Annotated in this window: 22 protein-coding genes; 11 read left to right on the plus strand and 11 right to left on the minus strand. The window is 62.9% G+C overall.

From position 1 onward, the window contains the following. The first annotated feature begins 132 nt into the window (after positions 1 to 132). A complete protein-coding gene (locus tag AT302_RS09905) occupies positions 133 to 1,581 on the plus strand; it encodes an aminotransferase-like domain-containing protein (RefSeq protein ID WP_064675061.1) in 1,449 nt (482 codons plus the stop codon). On the opposite strand, the gene AT302_RS09910 is transcribed toward AT302_RS09905, so the two are convergent. Next, complete coding sequence (locus AT302_RS09910) at positions 1,566 to 2,489, minus strand: aromatic alcohol reductase (RefSeq protein ID WP_058378297.1); 924 nt, start codon at positions 2,487 to 2,489, stop codon at positions 1,566 to 1,568. The two genes, AT302_RS09905 and AT302_RS09910, sit on opposite strands and share 16 nt — an antisense overlap. Before the next feature lie 37 nt (positions 2,490 to 2,526). Here AT302_RS09910 and AT302_RS09915 point away from each other — a divergent pair, with 37 nt between their 5' ends. Next, positions 2,527 to 2,973: a winged helix-turn-helix transcriptional regulator gene (locus AT302_RS09915; protein ID WP_058378298.1), complete on the plus strand. Its 447-nt coding sequence runs from the start codon at positions 2,527 to 2,529 to the stop codon at positions 2,971 to 2,973. A 1-nt stretch (position 2,974) separates the two neighbouring features. Here AT302_RS09915 and AT302_RS09920 read toward each other — a convergent pair whose 3' ends face one another. After that, positions 2,975 to 3,436, minus strand: coding sequence for a GNAT family N-acetyltransferase (locus AT302_RS09920; protein WP_058378299.1), 462 nt, complete (start codon positions 3,434 to 3,436; stop codon positions 2,975 to 2,977). A gap of 212 nt (positions 3,437 to 3,648) precedes the next feature. Between AT302_RS09920 and hutG the strand changes: the two genes are divergently transcribed. Both hutG and hutC read left to right on the plus strand, forming a co-directional pair. Further along, positions 3,649 to 4,458 carry an N-formylglutamate deformylase gene (hutG, locus tag AT302_RS09925; protein WP_058378300.1) on the plus strand — a complete coding sequence of 270 codons (810 nt, stop codon included), beginning with the start codon at positions 3,649 to 3,651 and terminating at the stop codon, positions 4,456 to 4,458. Between the two features lie 114 nt (positions 4,459 to 4,572). After that, a complete protein-coding gene (gene hutC, locus AT302_RS09930; RefSeq protein WP_058378301.1) occupies positions 4,573 to 5,343 on the plus strand; it encodes a histidine utilization repressor in 771 nt (256 codons plus the stop codon). Positions 5,344 to 5,379: 36 nt separating this feature from the next. On the opposite strand, the gene AT302_RS09935 is transcribed toward hutC, so the two are convergent. Continuing rightward, positions 5,380 to 6,345 carry a DMT family transporter gene (locus AT302_RS09935; RefSeq protein ID WP_084656139.1) on the minus strand — a complete coding sequence of 322 codons (966 nt, stop codon included), beginning with the start codon at positions 6,343 to 6,345 and terminating at the stop codon, positions 5,380 to 5,382. A 115-nt stretch (positions 6,346 to 6,460) separates the two neighbouring features. Beyond that, entirely contained in the window at positions 6,461 to 7,087 is a 627-nt protein-coding gene (locus AT302_RS09940; protein WP_058378302.1) for a TetR/AcrR family transcriptional regulator, read from the minus strand. 213 nt (positions 7,088 to 7,300) lie between these two features. On the opposite strand from AT302_RS09940, the gene AT302_RS09945 reads away from it, so the two are divergent. The 4 genes from AT302_RS09945 (at position 7,301) to AT302_RS09960 (ending at position 9,777) form a co-directional block, all read left to right on the plus strand. After that, positions 7,301 to 8,014, plus strand: a complete 714-nt coding sequence (locus AT302_RS09945; protein WP_058380228.1) for a class I SAM-dependent methyltransferase — start codon at positions 7,301 to 7,303, stop codon at positions 8,012 to 8,014. Between the two features lie 130 nt (positions 8,015 to 8,144). After that, the gene (locus AT302_RS09950; RefSeq protein ID WP_058378303.1) at positions 8,145 to 8,417 is read left to right on the plus strand and encodes a ParD-like family protein; all 273 of its coding nucleotides are present in this window, start codon (positions 8,145 to 8,147) and stop codon (positions 8,415 to 8,417) included. After that, the gene (map, locus tag AT302_RS09955; protein ID WP_058378304.1) at positions 8,417 to 9,247 is read left to right on the plus strand and encodes a type I methionyl aminopeptidase; all 831 of its coding nucleotides are present in this window, start codon (positions 8,417 to 8,419) and stop codon (positions 9,245 to 9,247) included. Before AT302_RS09950 ends, map begins: the two co-directional genes overlap by 1 nt. Before the next feature lie 200 nt (positions 9,248 to 9,447). Continuing rightward, the gene (locus AT302_RS09960) at positions 9,448 to 9,777 is read left to right on the plus strand and encodes a hypothetical protein (RefSeq protein ID WP_058378305.1); all 330 of its coding nucleotides are present in this window, start codon (positions 9,448 to 9,450) and stop codon (positions 9,775 to 9,777) included. 17 nt (positions 9,778 to 9,794) lie between these two features. On the opposite strand, the gene AT302_RS09965 is transcribed toward AT302_RS09960, so the two are convergent. The 7 genes from AT302_RS09965 to AT302_RS09995 all read right to left on the minus strand — a co-directional run bounded on the left by AT302_RS09965 (position 9,795) and on the right by AT302_RS09995 (position 20,457). Then, positions 9,795 to 10,622, minus strand: a complete 828-nt coding sequence (locus tag AT302_RS09965; protein ID WP_058378306.1) for a hypothetical protein — start codon at positions 10,620 to 10,622, stop codon at positions 9,795 to 9,797. 355 nt (positions 10,623 to 10,977) lie between these two features. After that, positions 10,978 to 12,099, minus strand: coding sequence for an HPP family protein (locus tag AT302_RS09970; protein WP_058378307.1), 1,122 nt, complete (start codon positions 12,097 to 12,099; stop codon positions 10,978 to 10,980). A 369-nt stretch (positions 12,100 to 12,468) separates the two neighbouring features. After that, positions 12,469 to 12,921 (minus strand): RcnB family protein, encoded by a 453-nt coding sequence (locus AT302_RS09975; RefSeq protein ID WP_058378308.1) that lies wholly within the window; start codon positions 12,919 to 12,921, stop codon positions 12,469 to 12,471. Positions 12,922 to 13,328: 407 nt separating this feature from the next. Next, entirely contained in the window at positions 13,329 to 14,921 is a 1,593-nt protein-coding gene (locus tag AT302_RS09980; RefSeq protein ID WP_058378309.1) for an efflux transporter outer membrane subunit, read from the minus strand. A gap of 12 nt (positions 14,922 to 14,933) precedes the next feature. Further along, on the minus strand, positions 14,934 to 18,119 hold the full coding sequence (locus AT302_RS09985) for an efflux RND transporter permease subunit (protein WP_058378310.1): 3,186 nt from the start codon (positions 18,117 to 18,119) through the stop codon (positions 14,934 to 14,936). A gap of 65 nt (positions 18,120 to 18,184) precedes the next feature. Then, entirely contained in the window at positions 18,185 to 19,501 is a 1,317-nt protein-coding gene (locus tag AT302_RS09990) for an efflux RND transporter periplasmic adaptor subunit (protein WP_058378311.1), read from the minus strand. 26 nt (positions 19,502 to 19,527) lie between these two features. Then, positions 19,528 to 20,457 carry an alpha/beta hydrolase gene (locus AT302_RS09995; protein WP_058378312.1) on the minus strand — a complete coding sequence of 310 codons (930 nt, stop codon included), beginning with the start codon at positions 20,455 to 20,457 and terminating at the stop codon, positions 19,528 to 19,530. Between the two features lie 241 nt (positions 20,458 to 20,698). On the opposite strand from AT302_RS09995, the gene AT302_RS10000 reads away from it, so the two are divergent. From AT302_RS10000 to AT302_RS10010, 3 genes are read left to right on the plus strand one after another with little or no spacing between them, the layout of a single operon-like run. Beyond that, positions 20,699 to 21,715, plus strand: coding sequence for a LysR family transcriptional regulator (locus tag AT302_RS10000; RefSeq protein WP_058378313.1), 1,017 nt, complete (start codon positions 20,699 to 20,701; stop codon positions 21,713 to 21,715). A gap of 29 nt (positions 21,716 to 21,744) precedes the next feature. Continuing rightward, a complete protein-coding gene (locus tag AT302_RS10005) occupies positions 21,745 to 22,263 on the plus strand; it encodes a GNAT family N-acetyltransferase (RefSeq protein WP_058378314.1) in 519 nt (172 codons plus the stop codon). Between the two features lie 38 nt (positions 22,264 to 22,301). Further along, the gene (locus AT302_RS10010) at positions 22,302 to 23,303 is read left to right on the plus strand and encodes a serine hydrolase domain-containing protein (RefSeq protein ID WP_058378315.1); all 1,002 of its coding nucleotides are present in this window, start codon (positions 22,302 to 22,304) and stop codon (positions 23,301 to 23,303) included. The last annotated feature ends 40 nt before the right edge of the window (positions 23,304 to 23,343 follow it).

Genomic DNA, 23,343 nt, shown 5'->3' on the forward strand with positions numbered 1-23,343 from the left:
ATTTGCCAGCCCCCTCCGCCAGATCGCCGTTTTTTAAAGCGTTGGCGTTTGTTGAAATCGAGTGTAGTTTGAACAAAAATGAAGATACAATCTTTGTTTTGTTATTGAACAAAAATCCCATTCAGGACGACCGTGCAAAACGCAGATACGGATGACACCAAGACGCTCACGCTGCTCGCGCGGGGCATTCGGAAGCGCACGATGCAAGGCATCGCGCTGGACGTGGCGGCGATGATCCGCTCGGGCGCGATTGCGGTCGGCACGAAAATGCCGGCGGTGCGTGAGCTTGCCGAGGCCCTCGGCGTGAGTCCAGCGACCGTTTCCGGCGCGTGGAAGCAATTGCGCACGTACCGGCTGGTCAGCGGCGCGGGGCGCAACGGCATTTGGGTTTGCGGCGATCAGGGCGCGGTGCGTCCGACGCGTTTCGAGAGCGTTGGGCACTATGGCGATCAGATGGCGGCGGACCTGTCGATGGCAGTCCCCGATCCGGCGCTGGCACCGGACCTCGGTCCGGCGTTGCTGATGGGGGCGAAAACCGCCGGGTTGAACAGCTATCGCAGAGAGATGATCTCGGCACCGCTGCGCGACGCGATGGCGTCACGCTGGCCCTATCGGCCCGAGGCGTTCGTGGCGACCAACGGGGGTTTCGAGGCCGTGTACCTCGCGCTGCAAACGTTGGTATTGCCGGGCTCGGTCGTGGCGGTCGAAGATCCGACGGCCGTGCGCATTCTCGACATTCTGGAAAAGCTCGGCGCGAACGTCATCTCGGTGCCGCGCGATTCGCATGGCCCGAAGCCGGAATTTCTCGCGCGCGCGCTCAAGCAGCAGCCGGTCGTATTCCTCTATCAACCTCGCACACATTCCGTGACGGGCGGCTTCGTCTCCGACGAGCGGTTTGAGCAACTGGCCGAATTGCTCGAAGGCACGGATACGGCGATCGTTGAAGACGACGGACTCGGCGACATCGCGGTTCGTCCGGCGAAGAGTCTGGGCGAGCGTTTTCCGAATCGCACCGTGCATATCCGGTCGTTCTCGAAATCGTTCGGACCGGATTTGCGGCTCGCGGTGATGTCGGCCCCCGCGAAGGTTGCCGACGGGGTGCTGGCCTACCGGAATTTCGGTGCGGGATGGACCAGCCGTATTCTGCAAGCGGCGGCGGCATGGCTGCTGGATCAGCCTGAAACGGCGCGTGTTCTGGCCCATGCGCGTGAGGTCTACGCGCAACGCAGAATGGCCTTGATCGATCAACTGGCAAAGCACGGGCTCGCGTTACCGTCGACCTCGCGCGAAGACGGACTGTGCATCTGGATTCCGGTGGAATCGGAGCGTTACGCGCTGGTGACGCTCGCCGCACGTGGCATCGCCGTGCATCCGGGCGACCGCTTTCATATCGAGAACGTACCGCATGTGCGAGTGGGCATTGGGCTGCCCATCGACAACTTGGAGACCGTCGCGGCGGCAATTGCGCTGGCGGCCACCGGTGGCAAGCCACCCGCATCGCAGGCAGGTGCAGCTGCCGCTTATCCGCGGCAGCCGGCCAGCGTGTTCAGCATGGGGCGCAACAATCAGTCCAAATCGTAGCCGCGATCGCGCCACGCTCGCAGCCATGTCGCGAGATCGGTAACGGCCATCCCTAGGTTGTGGTTGATCGTCTGATTTTTCGGCCACGCAACGCCATCTTTGCGTGCGAACGCGAGCCGGTACTTGCCCATCATGTCGCCGGGGTGAACCTCGGCATCGGCTTTCAATTGCGGCACGCTCAGGCGTTCGCGCGTGAAGGGGCGGCCAAGGACAGACGTCAACGTGTCGGCCAGTTCGTCATACGTGAACGTGTCGCCCGCCACATGGACGATCTGGTCGTCGAAGTCACGCCACGAGGCCGCGATGCGTGCGGTCAATCGGCCGATGTCTTGGGGCGTGGTGACGGTGAGCGCGTAGTCCCAGTCGCCGAGTGCGCGCACGATGCCTCGTTCGAGATCCACCAGACCAAATTCGGGAAGCACGACGAAGCTCGTGAACATCCCCGTCGAGACAATGGTCCAGTGCATCTTGCGCTGATTGCGCAACATGTCGCGAACGTCCAGTTGCTCGTCCCACACGTCCTGACCGCTGCCACGGCCGACGACGTCGTAGTCCACGCCGAATTGCCACGGGATGTAGTGCGCGACGCCCGCGGCCAATACGGCGGCGGTGATCTTGCGTTGCGTGCCGAGGCCGCCGACGAATCCGGTGCAGCAGATGATCTGATCGAAGCCGGTGAAGAGGGTCGCTAATGTGTCCTCAGTGGCGGTGGCGAGATCGGCTTCGACAATGCTGATCTGAAGTTCGCGCATCATGGCGGCGCTGCCGGAACCCGGGCGCAGCAGCACCGAAACGGAGGCGACTTGTCCGGCATCGCGAAGCTTGGCGAGCTCACGTAACACGCATGCGCCGAGTTCTCCGGCACCCAGCACGAGGACGCTGCCGTTTGCTGCGTTTTGAATGGTCATTTGCAACTCCTGTTGAGTTGCGAATAATAGGAGCGTTATGAACCCGCGAGAAGAAGGCACACCCGTGATACTGCCGCCGTCCCCCTCATTCGATGAAGTCGTGCAGCAGTCGCAAGCGGCCTGCGACGCCTTGAGCGACGTGGATGACACGCTCAAACGCGAGATTCTCTCGCACGCCGGAAATCGCTGGTCGCTCGGGGTGGTGCATGCCTTGGGCGTGGCCGGCACGTTGAGACATGCTGAACTTGCGCGCAGGCTCGATGGCGTAACGCAACGCATGCTGACGCGCACGCTGCGTCAGTTAGAGCGCGATGGCTTGATCGCACGGCAAGACTACGGGGAAGTGCCGCCGCGCGTCGATTACCGTCTGACAGCGTTGGGGAGGGGGCTGCTGGTAGGGATGCTGCCGCTTTGGCGGTGGGTCATCGACAATGCGGCAGACTTTCGTGACGCACGGCAGCGTTACGACGAGAAAGCGTCTTGATTTACAGGGGTTTTCGATACACAACAAACCCCGATTTCTCTGCAACCTGATCGTAGAGGCGCATTGCCGTCTGGTTCGTTTCATGCGTTTGCCAGTAGACGCGCTCTGCCTTCGCTTGCTTCGCTTCCCGATAAACCGCTTCAATCAACGCGCGGCCCACGCCTTTGCCACGGGCTGAATCCAGCGTGAAAAGGTCCTGCAAATAGCATATCGGTCCCGCCATGGTCGTATGGCGGTGATACAGAAAATGGACCAACCCGACGATTTGACCATCCGACACCGCCACCAAGGCGTGCATCGGCTCATAGCCGTCAAAGAAGCGTCGCCATGTCAGGTCGGTGATTTCTTGGGGAAGCGCTGTCTTGCCGGCGCGCCCGTAGAACTCGTTGTATCCGTGCCAAAGCGGCAACCAAGCGTCGAAATCCGTTGGCACCACGTATCGCACTTCCAAGGCTACTTTCATGACTCGAGCACCTAGTTGAATGATGACACCGAGTGTAAAAGTGGAAATTCGCGCCGACGAGAGCCAGTGCCTCGGGGAATCATGGCGCCACGCTGCGGGTGGCGATGTTTCGGGCGAGAAATGGCCAGTCGCCCGGAGAGGGCTATTTCGTCGAGCTTGACGGAGGCGTCTTTCGCTAGCAGAGTGACCCAGCACCTACCCGATCCGACATCATGCAGACAAACGAACCTCCTTTCCGATTCCGGCAGGGCACCCGGCCGCTTCTGATCTCGATGCCGCATGTGGGAACGTATGTGCCGCCGGATCTGGCGGCGCGTTTTACCGACGCTGCCCGGCACGTACCAGATACCGACTGGCACCTCGAGCGCTTGTACGATTTCGCCGACGAACTCGGGGCTTCCGTGCTGGTCGGCACGCATTCGCGCTACGTGATCGACCTGAATCGCCCGCCAGATAACGCCAGCCTGTACCCCGGCCAAAGTGTGACGAGCCTTTGCCCGACCGACATGTTCGACAACACGCCGATCTACGCCAAACCCGGGGATGAACCCGACGAGGCGGAAATCGACGCACGGCGCAAAGCCATCTGGGAACCGTATCACCAGCAACTGGCCGCCGAACTCGCTCGCATCCGCACCGTGCATGGCGTTGCCGGGCTGTGGGACGCCCATTCCATCTGCTCCGTCGTTCCCCGTTTCTTCGACGGCAAACTGACGGATCTCAACCTCGGTACCGGCAAGGGCAGCAGTTGTGCCGAACGATTGGGCGAGCGTTTGCTAGTCGAAGCCAAGGCGGCCACCGGCTTTACCAGCGTGCTTAACGGGCGTTTCACCGGCGGCTATATCACGCGCCACTACGGGCAGCCCGCGCGCAATGTGCATGCGGTACAGCTCGAAATGACGTGGTCCTGCTACATGGAGGAGCACGCGCCGTTCGACTACGCGCCGGAGACTGCGAAACACATCACGCCCCACTTGCGCCGCATGCTGGAAGCCACGCTCGATTTTGTGGAAGGACGCTGAATCGCTGCGTTGCCGATTTGGTGCGTCGGTCGTTTTATGAAAGACACGGTATCGGGACGCAGGGTGATATAGACATGAATTATCATGTGCACACAATCCTTGCCGTCCCCATTCATGCCTCCGTCGAAATCCAACGCGAATACTGTGCCGACCTCGTTCACTAGCGGAAAGCCGTCCGCGCTCTACCAGCAGGTTCGAAATTACATCGAAGGCAAGATCGCTGCGAAGGAGTGGGTGCCGGGCGACCGCGTCCCCTCCGAGCAGGAGCTGGTCGAGCTGTTCGGCATTTCGAGAATGACGGTCAACCGGGCGCTGCGCGAGCTCGCGAAAGAAGGGCGTGTCGAGCGCGTGGCAGGCGTCGGGACTTTCGTTGCGGAACCTCGCCCGCAATCCACGCTGTTGCATATTGCGAATATCGCCGAGGAGATCCGGCGGCGCGGGCATCGCTATCAATGCCACGTGATCTCGGTGGAGAGCGTGCCCGCTACACCGGAAATTGCCGGTGCCATGGGGCTCCCGACAGGACAACTGATCGCCCATTCGATTTGTGTCCACCTCGAGAACGAAGTGCCGGTGCAACTGGAAGACCGCTACGTCAACCAGTTCATGGCCCCGGACTTCGTCAACCAGACATTTACAAACGAAACCCCGGCCGCATTTCTCTTGAGAGCGGTGCCCGTCGACGAGATCGAGCACATTGTCGACGCGACGCTGCCGACGAAGAAACAAGCCGCGCTGCTGCAAATGGACCCGACGCAACCGTGCCTCGTGCTGTTCCGCAGAACGTGGACCAAGGGCAAGGTCGTTACGATGGTGCGTTGCTACCACCCGGCGAACCGGTACGTGCTGGGCAGCCGGTTTCCTGCGGATAGCGGCACGCGCTAACCCGAGGGCGACGCATCAACGGCGCGGCTTTAAGCGTCAGGCGGGAGCAGCGACCTGCGCGCGTCGCGCCAACTGCCGCAGATACATGTTGTTCAGCACCAGCGCGGACGCCGTCACCGCTACTCCGGCGATCTGCGCGCCATTCGGCACCGTGCCTGTCATTGCCGAGACGGCGAAGGCCGTCACCGGCACCACATCCATGAACAGTACCCCGTTCATCGGCCCGAGCGTCCGGTTGCCGGAGATCCAGCAAAGGATTGCGACAAAGCCCGCAATTGGCCCCATGTAAATCAGATGCGGCACGACCGCGCCGAGCGACGTCAGGGTAGGCGCCGCGATGACGTGCGCAAAAATCAAGACCACGTTCACGCCGACAATCGTCGTCAACCCAAGCCATGTCGTCAGCGCCGTGTATTTGAGCGCCGACCAACGGGTGAAATGGGCCGAACCGAACGTGTACACGACCCAGCAGAGGGCGCCCAGCAAGATCAGACCGCTGGCGGCGAAGTGCTGCGGCGCAAGCAATGCGGCATGCCAATCCCCACGCGTGATGACCAGTGCCACACCGGTAAATGACGCCACCACAAACAGCAGTGAGGGCAACGGCGGCATTGACCGCCGCAGCAGGGCATTGACCACCAGACCCATCATCGGCTGTGTCGCCATCATGACGGACGCGTTGAGCGCGCCTTCATCGCCACTCAATTGCTGGCCGAGGAAGACAAACGAACCGAAGCCGCAGAAGCCGACGGACCCTAGCAGCCACGCCAGTGGCAACGACTCGCCATTGGCACGAAACGCGGCCACGCCTTCTCGATGCAGCAACAAGAGGGCGAATGCTGCACCCGCGATCAGGTAGCGCAGCGACGTGAATGTGAACGGGTCGGTGTACCGGAGCGCATCGGTCATGACGGGGAACATGGCGCCGATCAGCACCGTCGCAACGAGGCATGACGCGATGCCTTTCCAGTATCCGGATGACGAAGAAAGTTGGGGTGCCATATTCGTGAATGATCGTTCTCAAAATCGGGAAATATTTTGCGGCAACTGACATGCGTGGCATTCACGCATATCGGTTGCCGCAACGCGCTGGCTTCACTTCAAATTCGTGGCAACGTCATCGCAGGGCACGCAACCCCATATCGACGATCGAGCCGAGGGCGGCCTCGTCCATGTCGGTTTTGCCGAGCACACGGATGCCTTGCACCATGCACAGCAAAAAGCGGCCGACGTCTTCGGCATCCAGTGCGCGATCGAATTGGCCGGCTTGCTGGCCCCGTGCAATGGCAAGGCTGAACTGGGTCGCGATACGTTGTAATGCGGATTCCACATAGGGGCGCAGCACCCGATCGTCGGGCAGGAGTTCGAGCGCGGTATTGGTAATGAAGCACCCGTGCCGGTCGGCAAGGTTCACGTTTACGCGCGTGTAGTGCAGCAGTGCTTCGCGCAGGGCCATCTCCGGTGGTAAGTCAGCCGCCAGCCGTTCTTTCAGTCGCGCAACGGCGCCTTCTGCATATTGCTCGAACGCCGCCACCAGCAAGCCGTGCTTGTCGCCAAACGTCCGGTAAAGGCTGCCCCGGAAGACGCCCGTCGCGTCGCACAGCGCATCCACGGGGGTGGCGTGGTAGCCATGCTCCCAGAACACACGTGCCGCTGCCTCGACGGCTTGATCGATATCGAACTCTCGTGGTCGCCCACGCTCGGCGACGCGCGGCTTTTGCGAACGGGGTGTAGCAGTCGTCATGAACGCGATAATAGGACTGTTTGTTCTCAAAATCAACCGGTCCATCCAATGGGCATCGAAATGTGGCGTTACGAGACTGGCGACATTGCGCGGGCTTCGTGGCTCGCCCACAATAGCCGGAGTTTTCCACGCAGCCGCGATGACACGATGACGCGGTTCCCATGGACGCTCAGGGTCTTGGCGTCTTGGCATGACCAACCATCGGGGCTGGGCTTGGATCTCAAAGAACTGGACATTCTCGGCGACGGCGTCGCCGATCATTGGTACTACCGCGCCAAGGCGCATGCGCTGACGACGTTGCTCGGGGCACCGGCGGGTGAGGTGCTGGACATTGGCGCGGGCTCCGGTTTCTTTTCTCGTCACCTGCTGGCAACCGGACTCGCGCAGCGCGCCTGCTGCGTCGATCCTTTTTACGCGAACGACTACGAGGAAACGGTCGCTGGCAAACCGATTCTGTTCCGGCGCAGCATCGGGCAATCGAATGCCGATGTCGTCCTATTGATGGATGTGCTTGAGCACGTCGACGACGATGTCGGCCTGCTGCGTCAATATGTGGCGCGTGTGCGTTCGGGGACTCGCTTCGTCATCTCGGTTCCGGCGTTTCAAAGCTTGTGGAGTTCGCACGATGTTTTTCTCGAGCATCGTCGCCGCTACCGATTGCCTCAGATCGAACAGGTCGCCACCGAGGCGGGTCTCGTCGTCACGACGGGATGCTACGGATTCATCACCTTGTTTCCTGTCGCCGCTGCGACGCGCTTTGTGGCCCGCATGGCCACCGCAAACGGAGCGCCAGCGCGCTCGCAGCTCAAGCGCCATTCGCCCTCAATGAACGCCACGTTGTACGCGCTGTGCCGTTGGGAACACCCGTGGATGGTGCACAACCGCGCGTTCGGTTTATCGGCGTTTTGTCTTGCCGTGAAGCCGTAGCGATGGGGCGTGTCGTGCGCTATGACACGCTAAGTCGTGTGTTGTCATGGCAGACGTAGGGGACTGACAAGATGCCTTCGGCCTGTTAATATACGTTTCGTAGCTACTTCGTATATAAGAGGTCCGCAATATGGGTATCGTCAAGATATCGGAGCAAATGCATGAGGCGCTGCGCAATACCAGCGGCGCGCTCAGCCGCTCGATCAATGCGCAGGCGGAACATTGGCTGCGTGTCGGCATGCTCGCCGAACTGAACCCGACCCTGAGTTACGGCGAAATTTGCCGCCGTCTCATCGAATCCGACGGCGCGTCTGCGGCATCGGTGGCCTCGGCCACGCTGCCAGCGAGTGCTGTATCTCCAGTAACCGGTGCACCTGTCACCGCATTCAACAAGGTGGCGTAATGGTGCGCGAACACGTTGTCATCCGCTCGAAAGAAGAAGTTGCCCTCTCACGCCGTGCCGGTCAGTTGGCCGCACAAGTGCTCGACATGATTGGCGAACACGTCAAACCCGGTGTCACGACCGATGAGCTTGACCGCATTTGCCACGATTTCATCGTGCATGAGCTGAAGGCCGTGCCGGCCAACATCGGCTATCACGGGTATCCGAAGACGGTCTGCACGTCGGTCAATCACGTGGTCTGCCACGGCATTCCCGGTGAAAAGCGACTGCATGACGGCGACATCGTCAACATTGACGTGGCGCTGATCAAGGACGGCTGGTTCGGGGACACGAGCCGCATGTACTACGCGGGCAAGCCGGGCATTCTGGCCAAGCGGCTGGTCGACACCACGTATGAGGCGATGGTCGCGGGCATTCGTGCCGTTCGCCCGGGCGCTACGCTCGGTGACGTGGGCTATGCGATTCAGACCGTCGCGCATCGCGAAGGCTTCAGCATCGTGCGCGACTATTGCGGCCACGGCATCGGCACGACGTACCACGACGATCCGCAGGTGCTTCACTATGGCCGCCCCGGCACCGGGCTGACGCTCAAGCCGGGCATGATCTTCACGATCGAGCCGATGGTCAACGCAGGCAAGTCCGACACCAAGCAGTTGGGTGACGGCTGGACGGTGGTCACGCGTGATCGCTCGCTTTCCGCCCAGTGGGAACACATGGTGGCCGTGACCGAGACCGGTTTCGAAGTGCTCACGCAGTGGCCCGACGGGCTTGGCGAATACGAGCGCTTCGGTGCGCTCAGCGCCAGCCCGGCCACGGCAAACGCCGCCTGATCGCACTGGAAAAGGATCAAGCGCCGGTGCATTGCCGGCGTGGATAGCCGCAGATGTTCAGCGGCACGAAAGCCCCCATTCGGATGATGCGAATGGGGGCTTTCGCATGCTAGGATTTCTCGTCATGAGGCATGGGGGCGGCGTGCTTCGCGCCGTTCGCCCGCCTGCTACGGACATCCGACGGACCTCCCAGAGACATCATGAAAGTGATAGCGGACGAAGGGAATCTCGTGGAAACGGCAGCTTTGGCGTGCCGTTTCGCCCACGACGAGTTTGCCCGGATCATCGGTGTAGAAGTGCTCGCTGATGGCGATGTTGCCAATTTCCTGCTCGACCGTCTGGCGAGCATGCGTTTCACTCCCCAAGAAAAGCCCAACGGCGCGCTGCTCGTGCAGCGTGTGCACGCGTGCGTCTATGCGATGCCAATGGCCGTTCGACAGGGCGAATCCGAGATCATCGAAGTGCGGTTGGCCGTCGTGCCGCAAGTGCAGCACGGACTGGCCACGCAACTGGTGATTTCGAAGGGGTGACGGTAGCCAGGCGAGGCTCAGGCGTCGTCCGGTGCGTCATCGAGGGCAAGCAGGCGGTCTGCGTAACGCAGGTAGAACCAGCCGTGCAGGCTCGTTCCCACGGCAAGGTAGACCACTGTCACAAGGGTTTGCAAGATCAAGGCGCCGAGCAGGACGGTCGTGACACCGGGCATGACTTGCAGCAGTAGCCCGAAGCCGACCGTCAGCAGCAAGCCGCCGACGAGCAGCGGCAGCACCGTCACGATACCGGTGCCAAGCATCACCCAGAAGTGACCGCGCGTGTCGTCCCAAGCCGCCCGCCAGCGCTTGGCTCTCCCTACGCTGACCTGCGCAAAGATGAGCGACATGCGCACGATGAAAAATACCAAAGCGCAAAGCAGGAGGGCGGTGAACGTCGAAATTGCCGCGCGTGAGTCACTCATGCCGGCGGCGCGCAACGCGAACACGGCAACCAGAAGCGCAAGCGTGATCACGACGCAGAGTGCGAGGCCGATTTGAATCGCCATCCATACGTAGCGCCAGAGATCTCTGCCGTACCACGGCGTTTGCCGCGCGGCATCGGCGCCGAGGATCGTGTGGCGATACACGTGCACGCTCAACACTGCGAACGAGAACATGATCACAAGCGTCAGGACCAGTGCCAGGATAGCGAGACCCAGACGAAGCCCCGGCGATCCACCGCTTTGCGCCATCATGAGCGTCAGTTGTTTGACTGACGCGTTAAGGGCGGTCGCGACGAGCATGACGACCGCAATCGTAATACTCAGCAAGGGGCGACTGCGCAAGGCGTTGAATCCGTCGCGCCATGCTCCCTTGAAACACTGCTTGAACGTGATCGGTTCCATGATTCCCCTGAGCGTGTGTCGCTTCGTGATCCGAAGCTGTGCGGCGATGACGCGTCCCGGAGCTTCTTAGGAGCGCGGGGTGGTTTGGCCGTGAGCGCACCCGTCGTGGCATGTCCGCAATGGAGATACGCGCCCGTTGATCGAATACGTTATGTGGCGCGCAACAAGCATGTCACGACGCCGCCATTCTCACAGATCGGCGAATGGCTGACAAATAGCGCACGGCGGGGGAGGAGGGTGTTTGGAGGGAAGCGTCGACACGAGCGGTCGACGTGTTTTGGTGTGCGAAAAACAAACATCAAATGACGGGGGACGGCGAGCGCGCTGCTGTCGCTGCTCGCCCATCACCAATCATTCAAGCCGACATGACCTTGCGCAGCACTTCGGCGTGCGTGATGACGCCGACGAGCCGGGCCGCCTCGTCGAGCACCGGCACCGTGCCGTGGCGCTGCGTGGCAAGCAGCGGCACGATTTCTGAGAGCGGCATGCTGGTGGTGGCCGACTTCATGCCGGGCTGAATCAGTTCGCGCACGGACGGACGCGGACCCGCGCTCAAGGCCACGCCAAAACGGGGCCAGCGTTGCGCGCGGGCACGCCGGGTATGCAGATCGTGACGCGTGACCAGACCGATAACCCGGGCGTCGGCATCCACAACAGGCAGGGCGTCGAGACCGTGACGCTGCAACAGGCGCCAAGCCGTGGGCACCTCGTCGTAAGCCTTCACATGGGCGGGGGACTTCGTCATCACGTCGCCAACGGTCAGTTCACGCGCCCGCCGGGCATAGGCTTCGCGCTGCGTATCGCGCAGCAGGTCCGCCAGATCGTCGGCGGAAATCGAGAGCAGTTCGCTGTGGCGGGCGAGCGCCTTTTCGGCATCGGCCGTGGTGACCTGAACGCCGGCCGTAGCGTCGGTGGCCGGACGTGCTGCCGCCTGAGCGCGGGCCACATGCGGATACCGATGGCCCGTAATCGCGTGATAAGCGATGGCCGCAGCCAGCAAGGCCACGGACTGCACTGCAATCGGCTCAAGCAGGAAGCCGTAACCGAGGGAGTGCACGGCGGGGCCGCCGAGGACGGCTGTCAGCGCCACTGCGCCTGAAGGCGGATGCACGCAACGCAGCGTAAACATCAGCGCAATCGAGATACCAACGGCGGTCGCCGCTGCCACCACAGGCGACGGGATGAACATAGCGCACGTCACACCGACGAACGCCGAAACGAGATTGCCGCCGAGGATCGACCACGGCTGTGCGAGGGGACTGGCAGGAACGCCGAACAACAGGACTGCGGAGGCACCCATCGGCGCGACCAGCCACGGAATATAGGTCGCGGGGCCAAGCAGCCATAGCATCAGGCCGCCAGTAAAGGCGATGCCACACAGGGCACCCACCCCGGCGCGTAACCGCTCACGCCATTGCACCGCCACCACGGCGGGCAGAAAACCGGTCAACCACTGCCTTACATCACGTTGCGTCATTGCCATGTCGTCCCCTCCGCCGACCGCACCGAAGTGGGGCAATCGATTGATATTTTGTGCATGATATATCGTATATCGATGGATTGGGAGAGTATGAGGGCGTGATTTTAGTGCTGCGGCGCAGCGAAATCCCCGTATTGCCCCACCTGCTGGCAACGCGATGCACCAAAAGGAAGAAAACGAGACGATGTAGGCGAGATGTCTTCGACGGGCGCCGGCCGAAGGCAGGGGCGGCGAAAGCCGCAAGTGGGAGACGGGCGGCGCTGCCAGCAGGTGCCGGAGGCCGAATGCAAAAGCGGCAGGGCTTTGGGGCCCTGCCGCCGTTTGGCAAGTCAGCGGGAATTCGCCAAGGTCAGTGGCGTGGGGCGGTCAGCGTCCGGCGTTGACCACCATGTCTGCGATCACGCCGCTCGCGATGGCTACCAGCAGGAAGTCACCGCCGACGCCAACCCATTGATAACCACGACGGGGCGGTTGCAAGTTGTAGTCGCGATAATTTTCGACGACATACTGACGGTCGCGATACTGCTGCGGGACACGGTCCCCTTTGCGCCAATCCGGGTGTTGCCACGTATCTTCGACGGGGCCGGGGCCTGCGTGGCCGCGAGGCGGTGGGCCGCCGTGTTGTGGGCCGTGTCCTTGCGGCGCACCGTGTTGCGGGCCGCCGTGACCGGGGGGCGGACCCTTGTGGTCGCCACGATCGCCCTGATCGCCGCGGCCCGGGCCACCTTGAGGCGGCGGGCCGCCCTGAGCGAACGCGAGGGTGGATGACACCGCCATGCCGGCGGCGAGAACAATCGACAACGTCTTGTGCATCTTCATTCTTTGCACTCCTTTTCGTAAGGTCTGGCGACCGCACGCGGGGGAAGCATTCGAGATGACTTGCCAGTAACGGTCACCGTTCAGGTGCGCTGCACATGACGGCAACCGTAGGGCAATCCTACCATCGCAGCACAAAAAAAAGCCCGGGCATGTCGGACGTCGATTGACGTGGGACAGACGCCGGGCAAGCAGGGACGCAGGGAAGAAACTGGTTAAAAACGGGGGTGAAACATTCCCGTTGCAGCATCCCGAAGGAGCATCGAAACCGGCGGCGCGCATGGCGCGCTTGGGGAGGGGGCAACTCCACGCGCCGCTCGCCTTGGGGGACACGAGGGCGGCCGCCGGCCCGATGCTTTCGGTGCCTACAACGCTAAATCACTTCATTGTTATTTACGTCTTTTCATCACTCATCGAGCGGCAACGGTCGCCGGGGTCGTCGCAACACTTGTCGCCACACCGACCGCCGGGGTGTTGACGGTTGCGGCTGCCGACGCGGGGGCCGCAGGCGCACCTGCCGAACCCGCCGCCGGTACATCACCCCAGCCGCCACCCAGTGCGCGGATCAGGTTGACGGTCGATACGGCTTGCGCACCGGCCAACTGCACCGCGCTGCGTTGCGCTTGCAACACCGTGCGTTCGGCGTCGATGACATCCAGATAAGCGATCGAGCCTTGCTTGTACTGCGTGCGCGACAGTTGCGCTGCGCGGTTCGACGCCTTCACGGCGTCGTCCTGTGCGCGCGTCTGGTCGGCGAGCAGGCGCAGGTTCGACAGGTTGTCCTCGACTTCGCGGAATGCCACCAGCACTTGCTGACGGTAGTTCGCGACATCTTCTTCGTACTGCGCGCGTGCCCGCGACAGGTTGCCGCTGCGTGCGCCGCCGTCGAAGATCGGCAACGCCAGCAAGCCGCCTACTGCCGGGCCGAGCAGGAACGTACGGCTCGACCAGTTGAACAGGTCGCCGAGCGTGGCCGCTTCAAAGCCGCCCGAGCCTGTGAGCGAGAGCGACGGGAAGAACGCGGCCTTGGCCACACCGATACGGGCGTTGGCGGCAGCCATCGCACGCTCAGCCGCTGCGATATCCGGGCGGCGCTCCAGCAGTGCCGAAGGCAACCCTGCCGGAATGCTCACCTTCACCGGCTGAAGCGGCGTCGGCGTGTACGTGAACTCTGCCGGCGTCTTGCCCAGCAGAATCGCGAGGCTGTGCTCCGACGCGGCACGAAGTCGCGCCACAGCCAGCGAATCCGACTGTGCCGTGGCCAACTCGGCCTTTGCGCGCGCCACGTCCAGCTCGTCGATGTCACCTTCCGTAAAGCGGCGTTGCACGAGCTTGAGCGCGTCTTCACGCAGCTTCACGGTCTGCGTGTACAGCGCCTGTTCGGCGTCGAGCTCACGCAGGTTGAAGTAGTTCTGCGCCACGTCGGCCTGCAACGCGAGCTGCACCGAGCGGTACAACGCTTCGCTTTGCTCGGCATCCGCGCGGGCGGCGGCCACGTTATCCGACACGCGGCCAAACAGATCGACTTCGTAGCCCACGCTCGCCTGCGCACGCCACAGCGTGTACGGTGCGATGTTGCCGCCGTCCGGCTGCAACTGCGAGGCCGGCGAGATCTTCTGACGCGTCGGGCCGAAGCCCGCGTCGAGCGTCGGGAAGAGGGCGGCACGTGCCTGACGCTGCACGCCGCGCGCTTCCTGCACGCGCGCCGCCGCAGCCTTCAGGCTCTGGTTGGCAGCGAGCGCGTCGTCTTCGAGCTTGTCGAGCGTCGCGTCGCCGAACACCTTCCACCATTCACCGCGCGCCACCGCTTCCGAGGGCTGTGCGGTCTTCCACGTACCCGCGTCGGCGGCCGACAGCGAGGCTTCCTTGAACGCCGTCGGCGTGCCCTTGTCGGTCACCGTCGGTACTTCGTAAGTGGGGGCCATCGAGCAGCCCGCCACCACCAGCAGGGCACCGAGCAAGCTCGAGACACCCAGACTGCGTTTGATCCATTGCGATTGCATGATTGGCATCCTTCAGACTTCGGCCTTGACGTTGGCGGGCATGGTCGACGCGTGAGCGCTATGCAGCGGCTTCTTGCCGGCCAAGGTGCGCAGCAGCACGTAGAACACCGGCGTCAGCACCAGACCGAAACCGGTCACGCCGATCATGCCGAAGAACACGGCCACGCCCATGGCATGACGCATTTCCGAACCCGCACCGGTCGACATCACCAGCGGCACCACACCCATGATGAACGCGATGGACGTCATCAAAATCGGGCGCAGACGCAGACGGCTAGCCTCGATAGCGGCAGCCACGGCCGTGCGGCCCTGCATTTCCAGTTCCCGGGCAAATTCCACGATCAGAATCGCGTTCTTCGCCGACAACCCCACCAGCACCATCAAACCGATCTGCGTGAAGATGTTGTTGTCACCGCGCGTCAGCCACACCCCGAACAGGGCAGACATGATGCTCATCGGCACGATCATGATCACGGCCAACGGCAGCGTCAGACTCTCGTACTGAGCAGCCAGCACCAGGAACACCAGCAGCACCGAGATCGGGAACACCCACATCGCCGAATCGCCCGCCAGAATTTGCTGATACGTCAGGTCGGTCCATTCGAACTTCACACCACGCGGCAGGGTTTCGGCGGCAATCTTCTCCACCGCAGCCTGTGCCTGACCCGACGAGTAACCCGGGGCCGGACCACCGTTGATGTCCGCAGCCGTGTAGCCGTTGTAGCGCACCACCATTTCCGGACCGTACGTCGGCGTGACCTTCACGAGCGACGACAGCGGCACCATATCGCCCGACGAGTTACGCGTCTTGAGCAGGCCGATGTCTTCGGCATGGGCACGGAACGGGGCGTCGGCCTGCACACGTACCTGATACACGCGACCGAACTTGTTGAAGTCGTTCACGTACAGCGAACCGAGGTAGATCTGCATGGTGTCGAACACGTCGGTGATCGGCACGCCGAGCTGCTTGGCCTTCACACGGTCGAGGTCCACGTTCAGTTGCGGCACGTTGATCTGGTACGACGAGAACGTCGGGCCAAGTTCCTTGGTCTGCGAGGCCTTCTTGATGAACGCTTGCGTTGCATCGTTCAGGGCTTCGTAGCCGAGCGCACCACGGTCTTCCACTTGCAGCTTGAAGCCGCCGAGCGTACCCAGACCCAGCACCGGCGGGGGCGGGAACACGGCGATGAACGAGTCCTTGTTCTTCGAGTACTCGCCGTTAAGCTTTGCCGCGATGGCGGCCGCCGACAACGACTTGTCCTTACGCTGGTCGAACGGCTTGAGCGTGACGAACACGATGCCTGCCGACGACGAGTTGGTGAAGCCGTTGACCGACATCCCCGGGAACGCCACTGCACTCTTCACGCCGGGCGTCTTCAGTGCGATGGCCGACATATCGCGAATCACCTTGTCGGTGCGCTCAAGCGATGCACCGTTGGGCAACTGGGCGAAAGCGATCAGATATTCCTTGTCCTGCGCCGGCACGAAACCGCCCGGCACTACCTTGCCCAGCAACACCGTGATACCGAGCAGCACGGCGAACAGCGCCATCATGACGGCCTTGCGACCGATCACGCGGGTCACGCCTTGACCGTACTTTTCCGAACCGCGATGGAACACACGGTTGAACGCACCGAAGAAGCCGCCGAGATAGCGATTCATCTGACGCGTGAGCCAGTCCGGCTTGGCGTGATGGTCCTTGAGCAGCAGGGCGGCCATGGCCGGCGAGAGCGTCAGCGAGTTGAAGGCCGAGATCACCGTCGAGATGGCGATGGTCATGGCGAACTGCTTGTAGAACTGACCCGTCAGGCCCGACATGAATGCGAGCGGCACGAACACAGCGACCAGCGTGAGGGCGATGGCGACAATCGGACCGCTCACTTCCCGCATGGCCTGATACGTCGCTTCCTTCGGTGTCAGCCCGGCAGCAATGTTCCGCTCGACGTTTTCCACCACCACGATCGCATCGTCCACCACGATACCGATCGCCAACACCATCCCGAACAGCGACAACGCGTTGATCGAGTAGCCGAAGCCGAGCAGCAGGGCGAACGTACCCACGATCGAGACCGGCACGGCGAGCAGCGGGATGATCGACGCACGCCACGTTTGCAGGAACACGATCACCACCAGCACCACCAGCGCAATGGCTTCGAGCAGCGTGTGCACCACGGCCGAGATCGACGAACGCACGAACTGCGTCGGGTCGTACTCGATGCGGTATTCCACGCCCGGCGGCATGTCTTTTTGCAGGTCGGCCATCGCGGCACGGACGTCGTCCGAGATTTGCAGCGAGTTCGCGCCCGGCGACTGGTTGATACCCAGACCCACGGCCGGCTTGTTGTCGAGCAACGAGCGCAGGCTGTACGACGACGCGTCGAGCTGCACGCGGGCCACATCGCCCAGATGCGTCACAGCGCCGTCCGGCGAGGTCTTCAGGATGATGTCGCGGAACTCTTCTTCCGTGTTCAGACGGCCACGCGCATTCACGTTAAGTTGCAGCGGCGTATCCGGGCCGGCCGGCGTTGCGCCGATCACACCCGCAGCCACCTGCACGTTCTGCTCGCGAATGGCCTTCACCACGTCCGACGCGGTCAGGCCGCGCTGAGCCACCTTGGCCGGGTCGAGCCACACACGCATCGAGTAGTCGCCTGCGCCCCACAACTGCACTTCACCGACGCCCTTGATACGCGAGAGGCGATCCTTGACGTTGATGAGCGCGTAGTTGCGCAGGTAGGTCATGTCGTAGCGATCGTTCGGCGAGATCAGGTGCACCACCATCGTGAGCGTGGGCGACGACTTGATGGTCGTCACGCCAAGGCGCTGCACGTCGTCCGGCAGGCGCGGCAGCGCTTGCGAGACACGGTTCTGCACGAGCTGCTGCGCCTTGTCCGGGTCGGTGCCCAGACGGAAGGTCACGGTCGTGGTCAGGTTGCCGTCGCTGTTGGCCTGCGACTGCATGTACAGCATGTTTTCCACACCGTTGATCTGCTCTTCGAGCGGCGAAGCCACCGTCTCAGCGATCACCTTCGGGTTGGCGCCGGGGTACTGGGCGTGCACGACGACCGACGGGGGTACCACTTCCGGGTACTCCGAGATCGGCAGCTGGAACACGGCGATCAAGCCGGCCAGCAGCGTGATGACCGAAAGAACCCCCGCAAAGATGGGCCGGTCAATAAAGAATTTTGAGATGTTCATTACGAAACTCTGAGGTGTCGTTCAGCGTGTGATTCGTGACGGTGCGAGCGAGTGCATCGTCATCATTACGAACGCGTCGCCGTTGCGTTGACCGCCGCCGACTGGGCCGGTTTGGCCGTCGCCGGCGTCTTGCCGCTGGCATCGTTCTGCGAAGTCGTCTGGCTGGCGGCCGGGGTGGTGGCCGGGTTGGCGGCCACTGCCGGTGCGACGATGTCATGCGCGTCGCCCTTGTCGGCAGCCATCTTCACGGTCTTCGGCGAGACCGGGTCGCCCGGGCGCACACGTTGCAGACCGTTCACGACGATGCGTTCGCCGTCGTTCAGGCCACCAGCAATTTCCACGAGCCCGCCGTGGCGCTCGCCCAGTTGCACTTCGCGGTACTGCACCTTGTTGCCGGCGTCGACCACGAGCACGAACTTCTTGCTCTGGTCGGTACCGACCGCGGCTTCGTCGATCAGCAGGGCCGGATGCGGCTCGCCGCCACCGACACGAATGCGGGCGTACAGGCCCGGGACGAGCGCGCCATCGGCGTTGTCGAAGCGAGCGCGCACGCGGATCGTGCCCGACGTGGTGTCGAAGCGGTTATCGACCGAATACACCGTGCCCTTACGCGAGTAGCCCGACTCGTTGGCGAGGCCCAGATCGACGGGCACGCCGCTCGGCTTGGCCGTGTCGCGTGAGAGGTAGCGCAGGTAGGTCTGCTCATCCACGTCGAACGATGCGTAGATCGGCGAGACCGACACCACCGTGGTCAGCGCGGGCGACTGCGCCCCGGCCGACACGGTGTTGCCGACGGTGATCTCTGCGCGCGAAACGCGGCCGGCCACCGGAGCCACGATCTGCGTGTAGCCCAGATTGATGCGTGCGGTTTCAAGCGCAGCGCGCGCGGCCTTCACGTTGGCGACGGCTTCACGTGCCGCGTTTTCCTTCTGGTCGAAATCCTTCTTCGCGATGGCGTTATCCGCGATCAGGCGTTCTGCACGGGCGAGGTCGGTGCTGGTGAAAACGTCACGCGCCTGTGCCGAGGCGAGTTGCGCGGCGGTGCGATCGACTTCGGCCGCATACGGGCGCGGGTCGATGGTGAAGAGCGCATCGCCCTTCTTCACGAGCTGGCCGTCCTTGAAATGAACGGCGGTGATGGTGCCTGACACGAGCGGCTTGATATCGACGCGATCCACCGCGTCGAGACGGCCGGAGTAGCTTTGCCAGTCGGTCACGGTACGTGAGATCACGTTGGCGACGTCGACTTCTGCGGCCGGCATGACTTGGGAGGCCGGCGGCGTGCTGGCGTCCACGCGCACGACGGTGAGTGTGCCGAGGGCCACGAGCGCGATCGTAGCGGCGGCGGCGATGATGACGGGTTTGCGAGCGAGGGTGGTCATTATTCAAATCTCCGGAACGGATGGACTCACTGGGTAGAGCCAGCGGCAGGCGGTGCCAGCCGGCGTGTCAGGAAGGCGGCCACCTCCCGCAATGCAGCGGGCAGGGCGGCGAGGCCGTGATGGGACGCGCTGCGATGGCGCGTGACTTGCGTCGGCACGCCGGCCGCGATGAGTTCGGCAGCGTATTTTTCGGCTTCGACGTGCAGCAGGTCGTGTTCGGCAGAGGCGATCAGCGTGGGCGGCAAACCACCCAGGCGTCGCGATTCCAGCGGCGCGGCGTACGGATGCAGGCGCTGCGTGGCATGCGGCAGATACGCGCGGTAGCACTTGGCGCACTCGCTCGCTTCGATATCGCTGGGCGTGCGGGCATTAGCCAGACGCGTCATGCTCGGATCGAGCAGCGGGGCCAGCAAGGCCTGCGCCGAGATCGTGATTTCGCCGCGATCACGGGCGATCATCGTGAGCGACGTGGCGATGTTGCCGCCCGAGTCGTGGCCGGCCACCGCGAGGCGGCGCGGGCTGGCGCCGTAGCGGCGGGCGTGGCGCTGCACCCAGAGGGCGGCGCACCAGGCGTCTTCCGGCGCGGCAGGAAACGGGAATTCGGGGGCGAGCGAGTAGGCAACCGACACCACCAGCGCAGGCACGTGCGTGGCGAGGTAGCGGGCGGCAGCGTCGCCGTCGTCGAGCGTGCCCGTGCAGAAACCGCCGCCGTGGAAATACAGCACGGTGGGCAGGCTCGCTTCGAGCGGCACGACGACGCCGGGTTCGCCCGTCTGGGCCGGATGGCCCGCTTGGCCGGCTTTGGCAGCTTTCGCCGACTGGCCGGGCTTGGCCACGGGACGGTACAGGCGCAGCGTCAGCGGGCCGACGTGGCCGGCAATGCTGACGTCTTCAATGCGCAGTCCGTCGCCGGTTTGGCTGGCGTGGCCCGATTGTGGCTTGGCGTTGGCAGACATATTCGCTTTGGGCTCGCGTGAGCGACACCCCTCTGGTGACTTTCGATGGAGCGAAGTCTAGAGGCCACGCACATTGGGATAAACGCCTATAATTTGGCAACACTGTTCGGCCAGTTCGACTAATCGGCGCCTGCCTTGTCTGTATTGGCTTATGCCGCCGACCAATATGCTTATATCCGTAGGATTGGCGTGAATTCGTCGGATTGGCCAGTGCGACAGCGTTTTCAAATGGGGAAACATCATGGATCGCTTGCAAGCGATGCAGGTCTTTACGCGGGTGGTGGAGGCGAACAGCTTCTCGCGCGCCGCCGACAATCTCGGCATGCCGCGCACCTCCGTGACCACGATCATTCAGAATCTCGAGGCTCATCTGGGCACGCGGCTATTGCAGCGCACGACCCGGCGGCTGAATCTCACGCCCGACGGGGCGGCGTACTACGAGCGCTGTCTGCGCATTCTGGCGGACATCGAAGAGACGGAATCGTCGTTCCGGGAGAGCAGCCAGCGCGTGCGCGGCAAGCTGCGCATCGACATGCCGGGCTCGCTCGGCAAGCTCGTCGTGCTGCCCGCGTTGTGCGAATTTCACGACCGTTATCCCGAGATCGAATTGATGGTCGGCATGGGCGACAAGCCCGTCGATCTGATTCAGGAAGGCGTGGATTGCGTGCTGCGCGTGGGCACGTTGCAGGATTCGAGTCTGGTGGCGCGGCGCGTGGGGCTGTTCCAGAGCGTGACGTGTGCGTCGCCGACGTATCTCGAGCGCATGGGCATGCCGCATACGCTCGACGATCTGCAACGGCACACGGCGGTGCACTACTTCTCGAGCCGCACCGGGCGTGTGATCGAAGAGCAGTTTCTGGTCGACGGCAAAGAGGTCGACATCCACATGCAAGGCTCGGTCGCGGTGAACGACGCGGAGGCCTATCTGCAACTGGGGTTGTCGGGCTTCGGCACGGTGCAGTTGGCACGCTTCATGGCACTGCCGTATCTGCAATCGGGGCAGTTGGTCGAGATTCTGCATCAGTGGAAACCGCCGCCCATGCCGATTTCGGCGGTCTATCCGCATAATCGTCATTTGTCGCCCAAAGTGCGCGTATTTGTCGACTTCATCGCCGAACTCTTCGAGCGTTGCCCGTTGCTGCAAGGGCTCGACGAGACGGCTGGAGAGTGCAAACCGACCGTGGCGGCGCCTGATGCGGATGGCCGTTGGGCAACGTCTTACGGCACCGAAATGGCGCCGCAGGAGGTGGTGGTTTGACGTTGGCTGTGACGTCATCGGCGTCACCAATGTCAGTCGTGAAGGTGCGCCCGGCGACGCTTGCCGACGCCGAGGCGCTTCCGACCATCGACCGCGATGCGGGACAGGTATTCCGTCAGTTTTCCGAGCTTGCGTGGTTGGCGGACGGTGAAGGGATGCCGGTTGAGCGCCATCGTGCGTTCATCGCGAAGGGTGCCGCGTGGGTTGGCGTCAACAAAAACAATGCCCCAGTCGGGTTTCTCGACGCGGAAGTCATTGGTGGCGAACTCCATGTGTGGGAGATGTCGGTGCATCGCGACTGGCAAGGGCGTGGTCTTGGCCGGGCGTTGATGGCGGCGGCCAGCGCCTATGCGACGCGCGCGGGGCTGGCGGCGCTCACCCTCACGACGTTCCGCGACGTGCCTTGGAACGGGCCGTTTTACGAGCGCCTGGGGTTTGCGGCAATCCCGCCATCCGGGCTGAGTGCAAGGCTCAGGCAAGTCTTGGCCGACGAAGTGGCGGGCGGATTGCCGAAAGACCGGCGCTGCGCAATGCGGCGCATTCTGTAGAATCACTTTCCCCGACAGTCCTTCCTGTGGTGCCGCCGATGGATCTCGACAATTTTCTGGCGCAGGTCACATCGGACGGCCCCATCGCGGGCGTCTCGCTCGCGACGTTACGTGCGGGCGAGCGCGACATCGAACGATACGCCGGTATCCGTGGCACGCACGATTGCGCAGCCGTCGATGCACAGACGGTGTTCGAAGCCGCCTCGCTTACCAAACCCCTCGTGGCTTTCATCGCCCTTCAACTGATCGAAGAAGGGCGGCTGGATCTGCATCGTCCATTGATCGATATCTGCGGCGAATACGTCGCAAACGATCCGCGCGCTCGCGCCATCACGGCGTTTCACGTGCTCACGCATACCAGTGGCCTGCCGAACATCGTTCGCGACGAGGCGCCGCTTCGCACCTATTTCACGCCCGGCGAACGTTTCAGTTACGGCAGCAGTGCATTCGCGTGGCTTCAGCGGGCGATGGAAACGGTCGGCGGCGCTTCGTTGGAAGCACTCGCCTGTGCACGCGTCTTCGAGCCGCTGGGGATGCATCATTCAAGCTTGCACTGGCAGGAACGCTTTGCGGAAAACCATGCGCAAGGCCACGAGTGGGAAGGCGAGCCAGTGCCCAAGCGACGCTTGCCAACGGCGCAGGCGTCATGGTCGCTGCTGACGACGGCCTCCGACTACATTGCGTTTGTTCAGGCGGTATTGGCCGGACGCGGTCTTTCAGAAGCGAGTCACGCAGCGTGGTTCCAGCCCCGGGTGAACACCCGGCAGGTCGAAGTGGAGGATCTGCGGGGCGAGTTTCCTGCCGATCCCGCTGTCGGATGGGGCTTGGGCTGGGGGATCGAAATCGAGCAGCAATGCTGCTTTCACTGGGGCAACAGTCCCGGCTTTCGCGCACTCGTGCTGGCGAATCGGCAGACCCGGGATGCCATCGTCTGGTTCGCAAATTCCGCACGCGGTTTGCGGCTCGCACACACGGTGGTGCCGTTATCCGTGGCGGGCGAACATCCGTGCATCCGGTGGTTGAATATCGGGCGCTTGTGACGCGCTGCGGCTACACCGGTGCACCGGCGCATCGTTACCC

It is taken from the genome of Pandoraea norimbergensis (genome assembly GCF_001465545.3).
GTDB classification, from domain to species: Bacteria; Pseudomonadota; Gammaproteobacteria; order Burkholderiales; family Burkholderiaceae; genus Pandoraea; species Pandoraea norimbergensis.

What these genes read in the sequence shown, in the direction of transcription:
- AT302_RS09910 (WP_058378297.1), bottom strand. Translation starts at nt 2,489, where the DNA reads ATGACCATTCAAAACGCAGCAAACGGCAGCGTCCTCGTGCTGGGTGCC.
- AT302_RS09915 (WP_058378298.1), top strand. Translation starts at nt 2,527, where the DNA reads ATGAACCCGCGAGAAGAAGGCACACCCGTGATACTGCCGCCGTCCCCC.
- AT302_RS09920 (WP_058378299.1), bottom strand. Translation starts at nt 3,436, where the DNA reads ATGAAAGTAGCCTTGGAAGTGCGATACGTGGTGCCAACGGATTTCGAC.
- hutG (WP_058378300.1), top strand. Translation starts at nt 3,649, where the DNA reads ATGCAGACAAACGAACCTCCTTTCCGATTCCGGCAGGGCACCCGGCCG.
- hutC (WP_058378301.1), top strand. Translation starts at nt 4,573, where the DNA reads ATGCCTCCGTCGAAATCCAACGCGAATACTGTGCCGACCTCGTTCACT.
- AT302_RS09935 (WP_084656139.1), bottom strand. Translation starts at nt 6,345, where the DNA reads ATGGCACCCCAACTTTCTTCGTCATCCGGATACTGGAAAGGCATCGCG.
- AT302_RS09940 (WP_058378302.1), bottom strand. Translation starts at nt 7,087, where the DNA reads ATGACGACTGCTACACCCCGTTCGCAAAAGCCGCGCGTCGCCGAGCGT.
- AT302_RS09950 (WP_058378303.1), top strand. Translation starts at nt 8,145, where the DNA reads ATGGGTATCGTCAAGATATCGGAGCAAATGCATGAGGCGCTGCGCAAT.
- map (WP_058378304.1), top strand. Translation starts at nt 8,417, where the DNA reads ATGGTGCGCGAACACGTTGTCATCCGCTCGAAAGAAGAAGTTGCCCTC.
- AT302_RS09960 (WP_058378305.1), top strand. Translation starts at nt 9,448, where the DNA reads ATGAAAGTGATAGCGGACGAAGGGAATCTCGTGGAAACGGCAGCTTTG.
- AT302_RS09965 (WP_058378306.1), bottom strand. Translation starts at nt 10,622, where the DNA reads ATGGAACCGATCACGTTCAAGCAGTGTTTCAAGGGAGCATGGCGCGAC.
- AT302_RS09970 (WP_058378307.1), bottom strand. Translation starts at nt 12,099, where the DNA reads ATGACGCAACGTGATGTAAGGCAGTGGTTGACCGGTTTTCTGCCCGCC.
- AT302_RS09975 (WP_058378308.1), bottom strand. Translation starts at nt 12,921, where the DNA reads ATGAAGATGCACAAGACGTTGTCGATTGTTCTCGCCGCCGGCATGGCG.
- AT302_RS09980 (WP_058378309.1), bottom strand. Translation starts at nt 14,921, where the DNA reads ATGCAATCGCAATGGATCAAACGCAGTCTGGGTGTCTCGAGCTTGCTC.
- AT302_RS09985 (WP_058378310.1), bottom strand. Translation starts at nt 18,119, where the DNA reads ATGAACATCTCAAAATTCTTTATTGACCGGCCCATCTTTGCGGGGGTT.
- AT302_RS09990 (WP_058378311.1), bottom strand. Translation starts at nt 19,501, where the DNA reads ATGACCACCCTCGCTCGCAAACCCGTCATCATCGCCGCCGCCGCTACG.
- AT302_RS09995 (WP_058378312.1), bottom strand. Translation starts at nt 20,457, where the DNA reads ATGTCTGCCAACGCCAAGCCACAATCGGGCCACGCCAGCCAAACCGGC.
- AT302_RS10000 (WP_058378313.1), top strand. Translation starts at nt 20,699, where the DNA reads ATGGATCGCTTGCAAGCGATGCAGGTCTTTACGCGGGTGGTGGAGGCG.
- AT302_RS10005 (WP_058378314.1), top strand. Translation starts at nt 21,745, where the DNA reads ATGTCAGTCGTGAAGGTGCGCCCGGCGACGCTTGCCGACGCCGAGGCG.
- AT302_RS10010 (WP_058378315.1), top strand. Translation starts at nt 22,302, where the DNA reads ATGGATCTCGACAATTTTCTGGCGCAGGTCACATCGGACGGCCCCATC.